The organism is Streptomyces sp. NPDC005899 (assembly GCF_040629645.1).
Lineage (GTDB): Bacteria > Actinomycetota > Actinomycetes > Streptomycetales > Streptomycetaceae > Streptomyces.
Genome location: NZ_JBEXWB010000125.1, coordinates 1 through 16,229, shown reverse-complemented (window position 1 = coordinate 16,229; position 16,229 = coordinate 1). Strand labels below are relative to the sequence as shown.

At 71.3% G+C, this 16,229-nt stretch carries 12 protein-coding genes and 1 pseudogene; 6 read left to right on the top strand and 7 right to left on the bottom strand.

Annotation, left to right across the window (positions count from 1 at the left end; all coding sequences use genetic code 11):
- Positions 1–27: 27 nt before the first annotated feature.
- Positions 28–1,854, bottom strand: coding sequence for an acyl-CoA dehydrogenase (locus ABZ371_RS16375; protein ID WP_358679394.1), 1,827 nt, complete (start codon positions 1,852–1,854; stop codon positions 28–30).
- Positions 1,855–2,018: 164 nt separating this feature from the next.
- On the opposite strand from ABZ371_RS16375, the gene ABZ371_RS16370 reads away from it, so the two are divergent.
- From ABZ371_RS16370 to ABZ371_RS16360, 3 genes are all read left to right on the top strand, one after another.
- Positions 2,019–2,459: an SseB family protein gene (locus ABZ371_RS16370; protein WP_358679391.1), complete on the top strand. Its 441-nt coding sequence runs from the start codon at positions 2,019–2,021 to the stop codon at positions 2,457–2,459.
- A gap of 189 nt (positions 2,460–2,648) precedes the next feature.
- Positions 2,649–3,605, top strand: coding sequence for a pirin family protein (locus ABZ371_RS16365; protein ID WP_358679389.1), 957 nt, complete (start codon positions 2,649–2,651; stop codon positions 3,603–3,605).
- A gap of 87 nt (positions 3,606–3,692) precedes the next feature.
- Entirely contained in the window at positions 3,693–4,748 is a 1,056-nt protein-coding gene (locus ABZ371_RS16360; protein ID WP_358679386.1) for an AI-2E family transporter, read from the top strand.
- Here the strand turns inward: ABZ371_RS16360 and ABZ371_RS16355 are convergent.
- Complete coding sequence (locus ABZ371_RS16355) at positions 4,743–6,869, bottom strand: SpoIIE family protein phosphatase (RefSeq protein WP_358679384.1); 2,127 nt, start codon at positions 6,867–6,869, stop codon at positions 4,743–4,745. The two genes, ABZ371_RS16360 and ABZ371_RS16355, sit on opposite strands and share 6 nt — an antisense overlap.
- A 195-nt stretch (positions 6,870–7,064) precedes the next feature.
- On the opposite strand from ABZ371_RS16355, the gene aspS reads away from it, so the two are divergent.
- Positions 7,065–8,882, top strand: coding sequence for an aspartate--tRNA ligase (gene aspS / locus ABZ371_RS16350; protein ID WP_358679381.1), 1,818 nt, complete (start codon positions 7,065–7,067; stop codon positions 8,880–8,882).
- Positions 8,883–9,141: 259 nt separating this feature from the next.
- Positions 9,142–9,891: a L,D-transpeptidase family protein gene (locus tag ABZ371_RS16345; protein ID WP_358679378.1), complete on the top strand. Its 750-nt coding sequence runs from the start codon at positions 9,142–9,144 to the stop codon at positions 9,889–9,891.
- Between the two features lie 75 nt (positions 9,892–9,966).
- Here the strand turns inward: ABZ371_RS16345 and metG are convergent, their stop codons facing one another.
- Positions 9,967–11,580, bottom strand: coding sequence for a methionine--tRNA ligase (gene metG / locus ABZ371_RS16340; RefSeq protein WP_358679375.1), 1,614 nt, complete (start codon positions 11,578–11,580; stop codon positions 9,967–9,969).
- A 160-nt stretch (positions 11,581–11,740) separates the two neighbouring features.
- Positions 11,741–13,543 (bottom strand): VWA domain-containing protein, encoded by a 1,803-nt coding sequence (locus ABZ371_RS16335; RefSeq protein ID WP_358679373.1) that lies wholly within the window; start codon positions 13,541–13,543, stop codon positions 11,741–11,743.
- Between the two features lie 716 nt (positions 13,544–14,259).
- Between ABZ371_RS16335 and ABZ371_RS16330 the strand changes: the two genes are divergently transcribed.
- Positions 14,260–14,667 carry an RNA-binding S4 domain-containing protein gene (locus ABZ371_RS16330; protein ID WP_358679370.1) on the top strand — a complete coding sequence of 136 codons (408 nt, stop codon included), beginning with the start codon at positions 14,260–14,262 and terminating at the stop codon, positions 14,665–14,667.
- 19 nt (positions 14,668–14,686) lie between these two features.
- Here ABZ371_RS16330 and ABZ371_RS16325 read toward each other — a convergent pair whose 3' ends face one another.
- The 3 genes and pseudogenes from ABZ371_RS16325 to ABZ371_RS16315 all read right to left on the bottom strand — a co-directional run.
- Positions 14,687–14,929, bottom strand: a complete 243-nt coding sequence (locus tag ABZ371_RS16325) for a DUF2630 family protein (protein ID WP_358679367.1) — start codon at positions 14,927–14,929, stop codon at positions 14,687–14,689.
- Complete coding sequence (locus ABZ371_RS16320; protein ID WP_358679365.1) at positions 14,890–15,951, bottom strand: zinc-binding dehydrogenase; 1,062 nt, start codon at positions 15,949–15,951, stop codon at positions 14,890–14,892. The genes ABZ371_RS16325 and ABZ371_RS16320 overlap by 40 nt, the downstream gene beginning before the upstream one ends.
- A gap of 78 nt (positions 15,952–16,029) precedes the next feature.
- Positions 16,030–16,229: pseudogene (locus ABZ371_RS16315) on the bottom strand (hypothetical protein); the annotation flags it as partial.

The following is a 16,229-nucleotide window of genomic DNA, read 5'->3' as shown; positions in this document are numbered from 1 at the left end:
CGGGCCGTCAGCGGTGCCGGGGGCGCGTCAGAACGCGGCCTCGTCCAGCTCCATCAGCGAGTTGTCCACGGACTCGGCCAGCGCCCGCTCGGCCGAGACGCCGGGCAGGACGTTCGCGGCGAAGAACTTCGCCGCGGCGATCTTGCCCTGGTAGAACGCGACGTCCTTGGCGGACGCGGTGGGCAGCTTCTCGGCGGCGACGGCAGCGCCCTTGAGCAGCAGGTAGCCGACGACGACGTCACCGGACGCCATGAGCAGGCGCGTGGTGTTGAGGCCGACCTTGTAGATGTTCCTGACGTCCTCGCCGGTGGCGGTGAGGTCGGTGATCATCGTGCCGACGATCGCCTCCAGGTCCACGGCGGCCTTGGCGAGGTTGTCCAGCGCACCGGACAGCTCCTCGTGGTCCTGGGCGCCGGCGAGGAACTTCTTGATCTCCTCGGAGAGGGTGTTCAGGGACGCGCCCTGGTCGCGGACGATCTTCCGGAAGAAGAAGTCCTGGCCCTGGATGGCCGTCGTGCCCTCGTACAGCGTGTCGATCTTGGCGTCACGGATGTACTGCTCGATCGGGTACTCCTGGAGGTACCCGGACCCGCCGAAGGTCTGGAGCGACTGCGCGAGCTGCTCGTAGGACTTCTCGGAGCCGTAGCCCTTCACGATCGGGAGCAGCAGGTCGTTGAGCCCGTGCAGTGCCTTGGCGTCGTCGCCCGCGGCCTCCGTGACCTGGATGGCGTCCTGGACGGAGGCGGTGTACAGCACGAGCGAGCGCATCCCCTCGGCGTACGCCTTCTGCGTCATGAGGGCGCGGCGGACGTCGGGGTGGTGCGTGATGGTGACCTTGGGGGCCGTCTTGTCCATGAACTGCGACAGGTCGGTGCCCTGGACGCGCTCCTTGGCGTACTCCAGCGCGTTGAGGTAGCCCGTCGACAGGGTGGCGATGGCCTTCGTGCCGACCATCATGCGGGCGAACTCGATGATGCGGAACATCTGGCGGATGCCGTCGTGCTTGTCGCCGATCAGCCAGCCCTTGGCGGGGTGCTGGTCACCGAAGGTCATCTCGCAGGTGTTGGAGGCCTTGAGCCCCATCTTGTGCTCGACGTTCGTCGCGTACACGCCGTTGCGCTCACCGAGCTCGCCGGTGGTCCAGTCGAAGTGGAACTTCGGGACCATGAAGAGGGAGAGGCCCTTGGTGCCCGGCCCGGCGCCCTCGGGACGTGCCAGCACGTAGTGGAGGATGTTCTCCGACATGTCGTGCTCGCCCGAGGTGATGAAGCGCTTCACGCCCTCGATGTGCCAGGAGCCGTCCTCCTGCTCGACGGCCTTCGTGCGGCCGGCGCCGACGTCCGAGCCGGCGTCCGGCTCGGTCAGCACCATCGTCGAGCCCCACTGCTTCTCGACGGCGATCTCGGCGATCTTCTTCTGCGCGTCGTTGCCCTCGTCGAAGAGGATGCCGGCGAAGGCCGGGCCGGAGGAGTACATCCAGACGGCCGGGTTGGAGCCGAGCAGCAGCTCCGCGTAGCCCCAGATCAGGGAGCGGGGGGAGGTGGTGCCGCCGATCTCCTCCGGCAGGCCCAGGCGCCAGTACTCGGAGTCCATGAACGCCTGGTAGGACTTCTTGAAGGAGTCCGGCACCGGCGCGGTGTTCGTCTCGGGGTCGAAGACCGGCGGGTTGCGGTCGGCGTCGGCGTACGAGTCGGCGAGGTCGTTCTCCGCGAGGCGGGTGACCTCGTCGAGGATCGACTTCGCGGTCTCGACGTCCATCTCCGCGAACGGGCCGGTGCCGTACAGCTTGTCGCGCCCGAGGACCTCGAAGAGGTTGAACTCGATGTCGCGGAGATTCGACTTGTAGTGCCCCATGGGAAGGCTCCGTAATCAATAGCAGTGGCGCGCAGCGCCCCGTGGAGGAGTGAGGATCGGGCGGCCTGGCGTGGGTGTGTCAGCTCACCCCTCCGATGATGCTACCGGTCAGTAATAAGACGCAACCCCCCGAGGCACAGATGTGTCCGATTACTCTTTGCCGCATGTATGGCTACGACCAGAACCCGGGCGCGCAGCAGCAGATGGGTGGCGGCTACGGCGAGCAGCCGCTGTACCCCGAGCCTTCGCCGCCGTCCCTGGCCGACGCGGTTCGGGCCTTCACGACGGGTGCGCTGTCCGCGGAGGACTTCCAGCAGATCTTCGCGACGTCGAAGGTCTACTGCCCGCGCGGTGACAACCCGGGCTTCCTGGCGCTCCACAACACGCAGCAGCCCGTGATCCCGATGTTCACCACGCTCAAGGAGCTCCGGCGGTACGCGGGCAAGGAGTCGAAGTACTTCGTGATCACGGGGGCCGAGGTCATCGACCTGCTGCCGACCGGCTACGGCTTCGTCCTGGACATGGAGGGCGACCACCGCATGGTGTTCGACGCCAAGGCGGTGGAGCAGATGGTCGACTTCGCCATGCGCCGCATGTACGGCTAGGCGGCGCCCTGCGGCCGTGCGCCGTCGGTGAGGCCCGGACCGGGAGCAGTTCCCGGTCCGGGCCTCCTGCTGTCCACGGGCATCCGCCCCCTGGGGCGTCCGCCGTCCGGCGCGCCCGGGAACGAGGCCGCCTTGCCAGATGTTCATCGTTCAACTAAATTGATGGCAAGACTTCCGGAGGTGGCTCCCATGCCCGCAGTGACCGTCGACAACCCGCTGACCCTGCCCAAGGTCGCCGCCCCGGCGGACGCCGTGGCCCGTCCCGTGCTGACGGTCACCACCGCGCCGTCGGGTTTCGAGGGCGAGGGGTTCCCGGTGCGGCGCGCCTTCGCCGGGATCAACTACCGGCACCTCGACCCGTTCATCATGATGGACCAGATGGGGGAGGTGGAGTACGCGGCGGGCGAGCCGAAGGGCACCCCCTGGCATCCGCACCGCGGCTTCGAGACCGTCACCTACATCATCGACGGCAGCTTCATCCACCAGGACAGCAACGGCGGCGGCGGGGCGATCGAGAACGGCGACACCCAGTGGATGACGGCCGGCTCGGGCCTCCTCCACATCGAGACGCCCCCGGAGGCGCTCGTCATGTCCGGCGGCCTCTTCCACGGTCTCCAGCTCTGGGTGAACCTGCCCAGGTCGGACAAGATGATGGCCCCGCGCTACCAGGACATCCGGGGCGGACAGGTCCAGCTCCTCGCCTCCCCGGACGGCGGCGCACTGCTGCGCGTCATCGCCGGTGACCTCGACGGCCACGAGGGCCCCGGGATCACCCACACCCCCATCTCGATGATCCACGCCACCGTGCGGCCGGGAGCCGAGGTCACGCTCCCGTGGCGCGAGGACTTCAACGGCCTCGCGTACGTCCTCGCCGGGCGCGGCAGTGTCGGCATGGAGCGGCGCCCCGTCCGCACGGGGCAGACCGCGGTCTTCGGCGCCGGATCCGCGATCACCGTCCGCGCCGACGAGACGCAGGACGGCAACACCCCGGACCTGGAGGTCGTGCTGCTCGGCGGGCGCCCGATCCGTGAGCCGATGGCGCACTACGGGCCCTTCGTGATGAACACCCAGGCCGAGCTCCAGCAGGCCTTCGAGGACTTCCAGGCCGGCCGCCTCGGCACGGTGCCCGCCGTGCACGGCATGTGACCTGCGAAGGGGCGTACGGGTGACGAGCCGTCACCCGTACGCCCGTACGGGCGGGACACCGCTGGCCACGCGTGTTCGGGTGGGAGGGTGCCTACCCGCAAGCGCCTCCTGCCCGAAAGCGCCCGGCGGACGGCCGCCTGGTGCGGTGTCCTGCTCCTGGTCGCCGGTGTCGGGGCGGTGGGCGTCTGGCTGTGCGTGGCCCTCAGGACCGCGGTCACCCCCATCCTGCTCGCGCTGCTCGGTACGGCGCTGCTCGGCCCCGTCCACCGTCGGCTGACCGCACACGGGGTGAACAGGTCGCTCGCGGCCGGACTCACCTGCGCGGCCCTCGTCGCGGTGGTGGGAGGCGCCGGCTACATCGTCGTCACCGCCCTCGTCGACAGCGGGAGCCGGATCGTGGCCTCGCTGAAGTCGGCCGCCCAATGGGTCCTCGACCACTTCGACATCGCCGGCGTCGCGGACGTGGACGACCTCGCGGACAACGTGCAAACCCTGGTCGGCAGGTTCGGCGCGAGCGCCGCCGGCGGACTGCTCACCGGCATCAGCCTCATCGGCACCCTCGTCGCCACCGCGGTCCTGGCGCTGCTGCTGACCTTCTTCTTCCTGCGCGACGCCGACCGCGCCGCCCACCTCGTCCGCACCCTCGCCCCGCGCGGCACCGCGGACGCGGTCGAGGCCATGGGACGCACGGCCTTCGAGGCCGTCGAGGGGTTCATGCGCGGCACCACGCTGATCGCCCTGATCGACGCCGTGTGCATCACCGTCGGACTGCTCGTCCTGCGGGTCCCCGGCGCCGTGGGGCTGGGGGCGCTCGTCTTCGTGGGCGCCTACGTGCCGTACCTGGGGGCCTTCGTCTCCGGCACCGTGGCGGTCCTCGTCGCCCTCGCCGACCGCGGGTTCGTGATCGCCCTCTGGGCGCTGGGCGTGGTCCTCGCGGTCCAGGTGCTGGAGGGGCACGTGCTCCAGCCCGTCATCCAGAGCCGCACGGTCCACATGCACCCCGCCATGATCCTGATCGCGCTGACCGCGGGCGCCGGTGTGGCGGGCCTGCTGGGCGTGCTGCTCGCGGTGCCCGTGTGCGCGGCGGCCTCCGGTGTCATCCGGGAGCTGCGCACGAGGTCAGGGGCTCCGGACGGCTCATGAGACGGCGACCGTGCCGAGCTCCGCCGGTTCCACCGACTCGTACAGCTCGAACCAGATGCACTTCCCCTCGCCCTGCGGATCCACCCCCCACGCGTCGGCGAGCATCTCCATCAGCATCAGCCCCCGTCCGCTGGACGCCATCTCGCCGGGCCGCCGCTTGTGGGGCAGTTCGTCGCTGGTGTCGGCCACCTCGACGCGCAGCCGCCGCTCGCCCCGCTCACCGCTCACCTCGGCGACGAGCAGCGCGTCCCCGTCGGTGTGGACGAGGACGTTCGTGGCCATCTCGGAGACCATCAGCACCGCCGAGTCGACCTGCTCCGCGTCGGCCCAGTCGTGCAGCAGCTCCCGCAGCTGCTGCCGGGCCGCGGCGATCCGCTCGGGTTCCGCCTGGGCGATGGTCATCGCCGAGCGGCGTGCGTGGGGTTTGCGGGTGCGCGTGCCCTCGCGGCGCAGGACCAGGACGGCGATGTCGTCCTCACGCCGGTCCAGGAGCGGCCCGGTCAGGTAGTGCGAGTCCGGGCCGTGCACGGCCCGGACCAGCGCGTCGGCGAGCTCCTCCACATCCTCGATGGGCCGCTCCAGGATCGGCCGGAGCCTGGTCCAGCCGGTGGCCATGTCGTGACCGCCCGTCTCGATGAGACCGTCCGTGCACAGCATGATCGTCTCGCCCGGACCCAGGACGACGCGGGTGGTCGGGAAGTCCGCGTCCTTCTCGATGCCCAGCGGCAGGCCGCCCGCGGTCTGCCGGATCACCGCGGTGCCGTCGACGCTGACCACCACCGGATCCGGGTGGCCCGCCCGGGCGATGTCGAGGGTGCCGCTGTCCGGATCGGCCTCCGCGTACAGGCAGGTGGCGAAACGCGCCGTGGTGAGCTCGTCCTCGCCCTCCCCGGGTTCGTACGCGTCGTTGAGCCCGAACAGGAAGCGCGAGGCCCGGGAGAGCACCGCGTCGGGGCGGTGGCCCTCGGCGGCGTAGGCCCGGAGGGCGATCCGCAGCTGGCCCATCAGCCCCGCGGCCCGCACGTCGTGGCCCTGCACGTCACCGATCACCAGGGCGATCCGGCCGTTGGGGAGCTGGATCATGTCGTACCAGTCGCCGCCCACCTGGAGCCCGCCGCCGGTCGGGATGTACCGCGCGGCCACACTCAGCCCCTGGACGCCGGGGCCCAGGGACGGCATCATCGACCGCTGCAACCCCAGGGACAGCTCCCGCTCGGTCTCGGCGGTCCGGGCCCGGGTGAGCGCCTGGGCCAGCATCCTGGCCACGGTCGTCAGCACCGCGCGCTCGTCGGGTGAGAAGGGCACGCTGTGCCGGAACCCGGCCATCCAGGCACCCATGGTGTGGCCCGAGGCGATCAGGGGCAGGAAGGCCCACGAACGGCGCTCCGGTGTCCTGGCGAGCGGCCAGGTGACGGGGAAGCGGGCGCGGTACTCCTCCGGGGAGGATAGATAGACCGGCTGCCCCGTCCGGACGGTCTCGGCGGCCGGGTAGTCGGTGTCCAGCGGCATGTCGGTGAACGACTCCTCGTCGCCCCCGTGGTGCCCGTAGTGCCCGATCACCGTGAGGCGTTCGCCGGAGATCCCGAAGACGGCGAGGGCGTCCGGCGAGAAGCCGGGCATCGAGAGCGACCCGGCGACCCTCAGTACCTCCTCGGTCGACCCGGCCTCCGCCAGTGCCCGTCCCGCGTCCAGCAGGAAGGCCTCGCGGGAGCGGCGCCAGTCGCCGGTGAGGGGAGTGCGCACCGCGACGGCGTCCGGCGCCTCGGCGACCTCCTCCAGCGTGCCCACCAGCACGTACTCGTGCGGCGCGGAGGGGAGCCCGACGCCGACGGGCTTCGACCGGCTCCGGACGGTGCGCAGGACCGTGCCCCGCTCGTCGACGACGCGCAACCTGGCCTCGGCCACCGTGTCCTCGGCGATGGCGAAGTTGACCACGCCGTCGACCTCGTTCCAGTCGGCCGGGTGGAAGCGGGGGCGCACCTCCGTGCTGTGGCGGACCGTGGGCTCGGCGGGCATGCCGAGCAGCCGGGCCGCCTCGGCGTCGAGCGAGACGGTGCCGGCGGAGCTGTTCCAGCTCCACAGACCGGTCCCGATCGCAGCCAGGATCTCCTCGGTGCGCATTGACCCACTTTATGAAGATTGTTCCCGGAGACGCCACCGAGGGACAGCCGCTCGACGCGCGTCCGGGCGCCGGCCGGCCCGGCTCCGGCGGCCGTCCCGGAACCATGCGCGGTGAATGTCAACGAAGAGGCGCGCCCGCGGACGGTAGCCTGGGGTGTCAATCCGCCCCGAACCGCGAAGACTGGATGAACGACGATGCATCGGTACAGGTCCCACACCTGCGGCGAGCTCCGCGCCTCTGACGTCGGCACCGACGTCCGGCTGAGCGGCTGGCTGCACAATCGCCGAGACCTGGGCGGCATCCTCTTCATCGATCTGCGCGACCACTACGGTCTGGTCCAGCTCGTCGCGCGCCCCGGCACCCCCGGCAACGACGCCCTGGCGAAGCTGACCAAGGAGACCGTCGTACGGATCGACGGCCGGGTCTCCGCGCGCGGTGCCGAGAACGTCAACCCGGAGCTCCCCACCGGCGAGATCGAGATCGAGGTCACCGAGGTGGAGGTGCTGGGTGAGGCCGGCCCACTGCCCTTCACGATCAACACCGAGGACGGCGTCAACGAGGAGCGCCGCCTGGAGTACCGCTTCCTCGACCTGCGCCGCGAGCGCATGCACCGCAACATCATGCTGCGGTCGGCCGTGATCGCCTCCATCCGCTCCAAGATGGTGGCCCTCGGCTTCAACGAGATGGCGACGCCGATCCTCACCGCGACCTCCCCGGAAGGCGCCCGTGACTTCGTCGTCCCGTCGCGGCTGAACCCGGGCAAGTTCTACGCGCTCCCCCAGGCGCCGCAGCAGTTCAAGCAGCTGCTGATGATCTCCGGCTTCGACCGCTACTTCCAGATCGCGCCCTGCTTCCGCGACGAGGACGCCCGCGCCGACCGCTCGCCCGGCGAGTTCTACCAGCTCGACGTCGAGATGTCGTTCGTCGAGCAGGAGGACGTCTTCCAGCCGATCGAGAAGCTCATGACCGAACTCTTCGAGGAGTTCGGCAACGGCCGCCACGTCACTTCGCCGTTCCCCCGCATCCCGTTCCGGGAGTCGATGCTGAAGTACGGCAACGACAAGCCGGACCTGCGGGCCAAGCTGGAGCTCGTCGACATCTCCGACGTGTTCGCCGACTCCGGGTTCAAGGCGTTCGCCGGCAAGCACGTCCGCGCCCTGCCGGTGCCGGACACCGCCGGCCAGTCGCGGAAGTTCTTCGACGGCCTCGGTGAGTACGCCGTCGAGCACGGCGCCAAGGGCCTGGCCTGGGTGCGCGTCGGTGAGGACGGCACACTGGCCGGCCCGATCGCGAAGTTCCTCACCGAGGCGGACGTCAAGACCCTCACGGAGCGGCTCTCCCTCGCCCCCGGCCACGCCGTCTTCTTCGGAGCCGGGGAGTTCGACGAGGTCTCCAAGATCATGTCCGCCGTCCGGGTGGAGGCCGCCAAGCGCGCCGGCCACTTCGAGGAGGGCGTCTTCCGGTTCTGCTGGGTCGTCGACTTCCCGATGTACGAGAAGGACGAGGAGACCGGCCGGATCGACTTCTCGCACAACCCCTTCTCGATGCCCCAGGGCGGCCTGGAGGACCTGGAGACGAAGGACCCGCTGGACATCCTCGCCTGGCAGTACGACATCGTCTGCAACGGCATCGAACTGTCCTCGGGCGCGATCCGCAACCACGAGCCCGAACTGATGATCAAGGCGTTCGAGATCGCCGGTTACGACCGCGAGACCGTCGAGCACGAGTTCGCGGGCATGCTCCGCGCCTTCCGCCTCGGCGCCCCGCCGCACGGTGGCATCGCCCCGGGCGTCGACCGCATCGTGATGCTGCTCGCCGACGAGCCCAACATCCGCGAGACGATCGCCTTCCCCCTCAACGGCAACGCCCAGGACCTGATGATGGGCGCCCCCACCGTGCTGGACGAGGCCCGGCTGCGTGAGCTGAACATCCAGCTCCGCAAGCCGGCCGCCGGCGCGAAGGAGAAGGCCGAGGCCAAGGACTCCGTGGCGAGGGACACCGGCGCGAAGTAGACGCCGGCGATTCCGCTTCGGTTCCACGTGAAACAGCCCCCGGCCACCCGCCGGGGGCTGTTTCACATGGAGGGGCCACCGGCCACCGGCTCGGGAGTTCCGCGATGTGGGGCACCCGAGCGCAGGATCCTCGTGGGCGGGTACACGGACAGAGCGCCGGGTACAGCCGGATGGCCCCGGTTCCGGTTCGGCGCCGCCGGGCCAGGCAAAGACTGGCAGCGAAGCAGACCTGTCGCCCGCCATCGAGGAGTCCCGTACCGTGTCCGTCCCGCGTCGCCCGTATGCCCTGCTCGTCGCCCTGTTCCTGCTGGTCATCGGCTGCTCAGCCGGTGCGGTGAAGACGGCCGCGCCCCGCGTCGCCGCCGGGCCGGGGGCGCCCTCGTCGTCGTCCTCCCCGGTGGTGTTCACGCCGCCCCGGGAGATCCCGGGGCTGGGCCCGCTGACCAGGGCGCAGATCCCGGCCACCGCTCGCCAGGCCGTCGTGGTCACCGGATCGGGCCCCGACCTCAACCGCTCCACGGTCGTGCTCTACACCCGCGACGATCCCGCGCGCGGGTGGAGACCGGAGGCGGGCCCCTGGTCCGCCCACAACGGCATGAAGGGCTGGACGGGCCACCACGAGGCGGACGACCTGCGCTCCCCGGTCGGAGTGTTCGGGCTCACCGACGCGGGCGGCCGGCTGCCGGACCCCGGTGCCCTCCTCCCGTACGACGAACAGTCCCGCTTCCACGTGAGCGGCGAGGGCTTCCTCGGCGAGCCGCTGGAGGGGTCCTTCGACTACGTCATCGCCATCAACTACAACCGCACCCCGGGCACGAGTCCCCTGGATCACGAGCGGCCGCTCGGCGAGGAGCGGGGCGGCGGCATCTGGATCCACGTCGACCACGGAGGCCCCACCCAGGGCTGCGTCTCGCTCCCCGAGGACAGGATGAGGGAACTGCTGCGCACGCTGGATCCGGCGAAGCACCCGGTGATCGTCATGGGGGACGCCGTGGCGCTCGGCCGGTGACGGCACCGGCGCCATACGTGCGAGGAGCCCGGGACCCGATGCTTCCGGGTCCCGGGCTCCTTCGTGCACGGACGGTCAGGCCGGCTTCTCCTCCAGGCGCGGGAACAGCACCGCACCCTTCGTCACCGTCGTGCCCGCGGGCAGCAGGCCCCAGCGGCCCGCGTCCTGGACGCGCTGGTCGGACAGGGCGCCGAGGGAAGCCTCCGCGCCCAGCGAGTCCCAGAGCTTCTGCGAGGTGTCCGGCATGACGGCGTTCAGCAGGACGGCGACACCGCGCAGCGATTCGGCGGCCGTGTACAGGATCGTCGCGAGGCGCGCCTGGCCCTCCGGTGACTGGTCCTTGGCGACCTTCCAGGGCTCCTGCTCCGTGATGTAGCCGTTGACCTGCTTCACGAAGTCGAAGACGGCCAGGATGCCGCCCTGGAAGTCCAGCTCCTCACCGATCTTCCGGTCGGCGGTCGCGACGGCCTGCGCCAGCCCCTCCTGGACAGCCCGCTCGGCGTCACCGGCAGCCGTGGCCTCCGGGAGCGAACCGCCGAAGTACTTGCCGACCATGGCGGCGACCCGTGAGGCGAGGTTGCCGTAGTCGTTGGCGAGCTCGGAGGTGTACCGGGCGCTGAAGTCCTCCCAGGAGAACGAGCCGTCACTGCCGTAGGCGATGGCCCGCAGGAAGTACCAGCGGTACGCGTCCACGCCGAAGTGCGAGGTCAGGTCCTGGGGCTTGATGCCCGTGAGGTTCGACTTCGACATCTTCTCGCCGCCGACCATCAGCCAGCCGTTGGCGACGACCTTGCCGGGCAGCGGCAGCCCCTGCGCCATCAGCATCGCCGGCCAGATGACCGAGTGGAAGCGGAGGATGTCCTTGCCGATCAGGTGCACGTCCGCCGGGAAGGTGCCGTCGAACTTCTCCTGGTCGGAGCCGTAACCGACGGCCGTCGCGTAGTTGAGCAGTGCGTCGATCCACACGTAGATGACGTGCTTCGGGTCCCACGGCACCGGGACGCCCCAGTCGAACGTGGAACGTGAGATCGACAGGTCCTGGAGACCCTGCTTGACGAAGTTCACGATCTCGTTGCGCGCCGACTCGGGCTGGATGAAGTCCGGGTTGGCCGCGTAGAACTCCATGAGCTTCGGGCCGTACTCACTCAGCTTGAAGAAGTAGTTCTCCTCCTTGAGGAGCTCCACCGGCTTCTTGTGGATCGGGCACAGCTTCGTGCCGTCCTCGGCCTCGATCAGGTCCCCGGGGAGCTTGTACTCCTCACAGCCCACGCAGTACGGGCCTTCGTACCCGCCCTTGTAGATCTGGTCCTTGTCGAACAGGTCCTGCACGAACTCCTGCACACGGTCGGTGTGCCGCTTCTCCGTCGTGCGGATGAAGTCGTCGTTCGCGATGCCGAGGTGCTCCCAGAGGGGCTTCCAGGACTCCTCGACGAGCTTGTCGCACCAGGCCTGGGGCGTGACGTTGTTCGCCTCGGCCGTGCGCATGATCTTCTGACCGTGCTCGTCCGTGCCGGTGAGGTACCACACCTTCTCGCCGCGCTGACGGTGCCAGCGCGTGAGCACGTCGCCTGCGACGGTCGTATAGGCGTGGCCCAGGTGAGGAGCGTCGTTGACGTAGTAGATGGGGGTCGATACGTAGAAACTCTTCACGCCGTCGCCCCCTTGCTTCTCGGATCCAGTGGCCGCCATGGTCGAAATCCTAACGGCCCGTGGAAGATCCACTCACATCGATAACGGCGGCACCCGCCGTGCGGCTCTGGGGGCGGCCGCGACGGCCGGCGGCCGCACGGCCACGGCGGGGTCCGGTTCGGAAGAAGGGCACCCGCCGCGACCGTACGGCCGGACGTCGTCAGTCTCCGGCGGCGATCCCGCGGGCGGTGGCCCAGGCGGGCAGTCCGGCGAGCACGGCCCGGTAGAACGCCGCGTCGGTGACCTCCCGGGGCGCGGGGCCCGCGTGGAAGAACCCGGCGTTCTCGACGTCCAGCTTGCGCAGGAAGTCGAACGCCTTGGCGTCCTCGTCGCCGAACGCGACGAACTGGAAGAACAACGGCAGTCGTGCCGCGTCCGCCAGGGCCTGCCGGGCCGCCTGCCTGGCGTCCGGGGCACCGTCCGTCTGGAAGATCACGAGCGCCGGACCGGCGGCCCCTGCCTTCTCGTGGTGCGCGACGACCTCTTCGACGGCCCGGTGGTAGTTGGTGCGTCCCAGCCGGCCGAGTTCGGCGTGCAGCTCGTCGATCCGGCTCTCGTGCGCACCGAGGTCGACCGTCCCCGTGCCGTCGATGTCGGTCGAGAAGAAGACGACGGGCACGGTGGCGTCCGCGTCCAGGTGCGCGGCCAGCGCCACGGCCCGGTCGCCCAGGTGCTGGGCACTGCCGTCCTTGTAGAACGGCCGCATGGACCCGGACCGGTCGAGGACGAGGTACACAGTGGCCCGCAGGCCGGTCAGCCCGTGCGCCTTGAGGGCGGTCTGCGCCGCCTTGTACGGGGCGACGAGCCGGGGTGCCGCGCTCTTGACGCGGGCCAGGGTGACAGCGGGCTTGGCGGCGTCGGCGGGCTTGGCCGCACCGGTGGACTCGGCTGCGCCGGTGGACTCGGCGACGTCAGCGGGCTGGGCGTCGGCGGGCTTGGCGTCGGTGGACGCCCCAGCGGTTGCTTCCGCGGCTGTCTCGGCCGGTGCGGGGGCCGCCTTCGGCACCGTCTTCGTCTTCCCCGCGGGGGGCGTCCTGGTCGCCGCCGGGGAGTCGGGTGCCGATTCGGCGGCCTTCTTCGGCTGCGGCTTCGAGGTGCTCTTGCCGGCCTTCGGCTTGGGTGCCTTGGCGCCGGCCTTCGGCTTGGGTGCCTTGGCGCCGGCCTTCGGCTTCGGCGCCTTGCCGGTGGTGGTCCCAGGTGCGGCCTCGGCGGGGGTCTCCGCGGTCTCCGCGGTCGCGTCCTCGGGCGTCGCGACCGCGGCCTCGGCGGGGGTCGCCGGCTTCTCCGCGGTCTCCGCGTTCGCGCTCACCGCGTCCACGCTCTCCGCGGCTTCGGCCTCGGGTGCGGGGTCGGGTGCGACCTCCGGTGCGGGCTCCTTCTCGGCCTTAGCGGGTGCCGCGTCGGCGGCCGGCGTGGCGTCGGCTACCGGTGCCTCGTCCGTGCCGGCGTCCGGAGTGCTCGCCCGTGCGTCGGCTTCGGCGGCCACCGCCGTGTCGGCTCCTGACTCCGGCTCCGCCTCCGTTTCCGGCTCCGGGTCCATGTCGATCATGATCGGCGGGACGGCGACGGGCTCCGGGGCGGCGGCGAGCGCCGCCTTCTTCGCCTCCGCGTCCGCCTTCTTCGCGTCCGCCTGGGCCTTTCTGGTGTCCGGATCCGACCCCTGCGCCGGAACCGTCGGCGCGGAGGCGGAGGTCGACGGGGAAGCAGGGGTGGTGGCCGCCTTGTCGAAGGCCGCAGCCACCAGGTCCGATGCCGGTCCGGCCTCGCGCTCGTCGGTGGCCCGGGTTGAGGAGGGCGCGGCCGGGGCCGGCACCGAGGCCTTCGCGGGCTCGGCCGCCGAAGTGCTCTCCGGCTCCGGCTCCGTGGGCTGGGTGCGCTCGGCCTGGGGCGGGACGGTGGCCGCGGCCGACTCGTCCTGCTCCGTGCGGCCGAACACCTTGCGCAGCAAGCTCCGAATGCCCATGGGCGAGGCCTTTCGCATGAGTTGGGTGCGATAAATGTCCGTACTGCGGGAATTCATCCCTGGCCAGGGCGGATACGTAAGGTTAGCGGCCGGATCCGGCCGTTCGGTGGCGCGGCCCGCCCCGCTTCGGGCGGGCTCCGACAAGGGACTCTCCCACACCGGTGGCCCGGACTTCACCAGCCTCCACCGGCTGTCCCGCGCACCGAGTGGACGTTCACCCGCCGTCACGGTCGCGGTGCATGCCCGGTGTGACCGGCGGGGGCTCCTGATGACCTGTCAGGTAGGCGGCCGTCCGGCCCTGCGGATCGGCGTACGCGCGCCCCCACGAGGCAACCCGCACGCGGCGTGATCCCGTTGAGCGCGCGACGCGCGTGGCCACCGGGCCGTGACGGCGGCGGCCCGCCCGGGCCCGGCGGCCGTTTTCACCTTCATGTGGCCGGGAACGGCCGTCCTCACCTTCATGTGTCATGTGGCCGGGAACGGCCGTCCGGCCCGCACAAGTGCTGCTTCCCACGAGCTGTGGTCCTCCACGAGCCCCGTCCCACGTACGGACGGTGGTGACGGGCATCCGGCCCGGGTCTCTCACCGCAGGTGCATGGGCCGCGCGGGATGCCGGCCACCGGCGGTGCGCTCGGCGATCGGGTGACGAGCGCGGTGGGCGGCGGCGTCCGTCCTGGCCGCACGCCGGGGCGTCCGGCCGGACTACAGTCGGTTCCATGGTTTCCGGTGAGGCGCCACAGGCGGAGGGAAGCGTCCGGGTCGACGTCTGGATCTGGTCGGTGCGGCTGACGAAGACCCGGTCGCAGGCGGCCGCCGCCTGCCGGGCCGGACACGTGCGGGTCAACGGCGAGCGGGCCAAACCCGCCCAGGCGCTGCGCACGGGCGACGAGGTGCGCCTCCGGCACGCGGGCCGGGACCGGATCGTCGTCGTCTCGAAGATTGTCAAGAAGCGTGTGGGGCCGCCGGTCGCCGCGGAGTGCTTCGTCGACAACAGCCCGCCCCCGCCGCCGCGCGAGGCGGTGCTCCAGGTGCCCGTCCGGGACCGGGGCACGGGCCGCCCGACCAAGCGCGACCGCCGGGAGATGGAGCGTCTGCAGGACCGGCGGGACCGGCCGTCGGACTGATCGGCTCCCGTGCTCCGTCTCAGTTCTCGTACCCCTCGACCTCGTCGGCGGGGCGGACCCGGGCCGCCGACGGGTCCTCGCCGTACTCGCTGAGCGCCCGGCGCTGTCTCAGCAGGTCCCAGCACTGGTCCAGCCGGACCTCCACCTCCCGCAGCCGGGCCCGCTCCTCGTCGGAGAGACCGTCCACGGTCGAGCGCGAACGCAGCTCCCGCTCCTGCGAGATCAGCTCGTCGATGCTCTCGAAGATGTCCTGGTCGCCCATGTGCCTCTCCCGGCTCGGTGTGCTGCGGTGCCCGCGGTGGCCGCGGCGCCGATCGGTGTCCTTCGGGTGTCGTGCCCGTCGGTCCGCACGGAGAAGACCGTCTTCCCCCGTGCGCCGCCCGCCCGGTTCTGTGCCAGGGCCTGCGGGGCCTTCTCCAACGGCAACTGCATGACGACGGGCACGCTCAGCTCCCCGCGCGCCGCTGCGGCGGCCAGCTCGTCGAGCAGGGCGGCCGTCGGGGCGATCCGGAAGTCGACCCAGGCCACCCCCGGCGGCGCGGCGACGCCGCGGGTGGTGACCGCGACACCGCCCGCACGCAGCAGGGCGGCATGAGCGGCGAAGGCGGCCGGACCGGTGGAGACCAGGTCGGCCAGCGAGTCGGCTCCGCTCGGGCAGAGTTCCCTCACCGCCACCTCCAACGCCCCGTCGGCACGGCTCGTGTCGACGGTGACCGTGGCGCCGAGCTCCTTCATCCGCCTGTTCTCGTCACCCCGCACCGCCGCGACGACCGTGATGCCGCGGGCCGCGGCGAGTTGGGTCAGGAAGCCGCCGACACCGCCCGCCGCCCCGATGACGAGCAGGCTCCGGCTGTTGCGCACCGCCGTGCCGTCCAGGATCTGCGCGGCGGTCATCCCGGCGGTCGGCAGAGCGGCGGCGAGCGGGAGCGGCAGGTCCCGCGGCACGAGCGCCACGGGGGAGTCCTGGGCCACGCAGACGTACTCGCTGTACGCCCCGCATCCCCTCGTGGGCCGCCCCACCCGGCCGAAGACCGGGTCGCCGACCCGGAAGCGGTTGTCGCCGGGGCCGATCATGTCCACCCGTCCCGCGAAGTCGGCTCCCAGCACCAGGGGGTAGGCCGAGGGGTCCGCCTCGTCCGCGACGTGGGCCCAGGGCTCCCGGTCGAGCGGGTTGAGCGCCGCGTAGTCGACCTTCACCCGCACGTCACCCGGGCCGGGGTCCGGCTTGGGGACCTCGACCGGGCGGGGCTCCGCACCGAACGCGCTGACAGCGATGGCTCGCATACGGCCGGCCTCTCGGTCGCCCCCGACTCTCACCCTCCACTCTCGCCCGGCCCACGCACCCGCGCATGTCGGGCGTCCCTACCGTGCGGTACGCCGACGCGTCGCCAGGAACCACCCCACCGCTCCGCCGGCCAGCAGCACCGCCCCCGTCGGCAGCACGACCCACACCGTCGTCCGCAGTGAGGCGGTGAGCGCGTCGTACACGGCGGCGGCGCCGGCCCGGTCGCTGCCCGGCACCCGGTCCAGCACCCGGCCGCGGCCCACTGCCACCACGACGC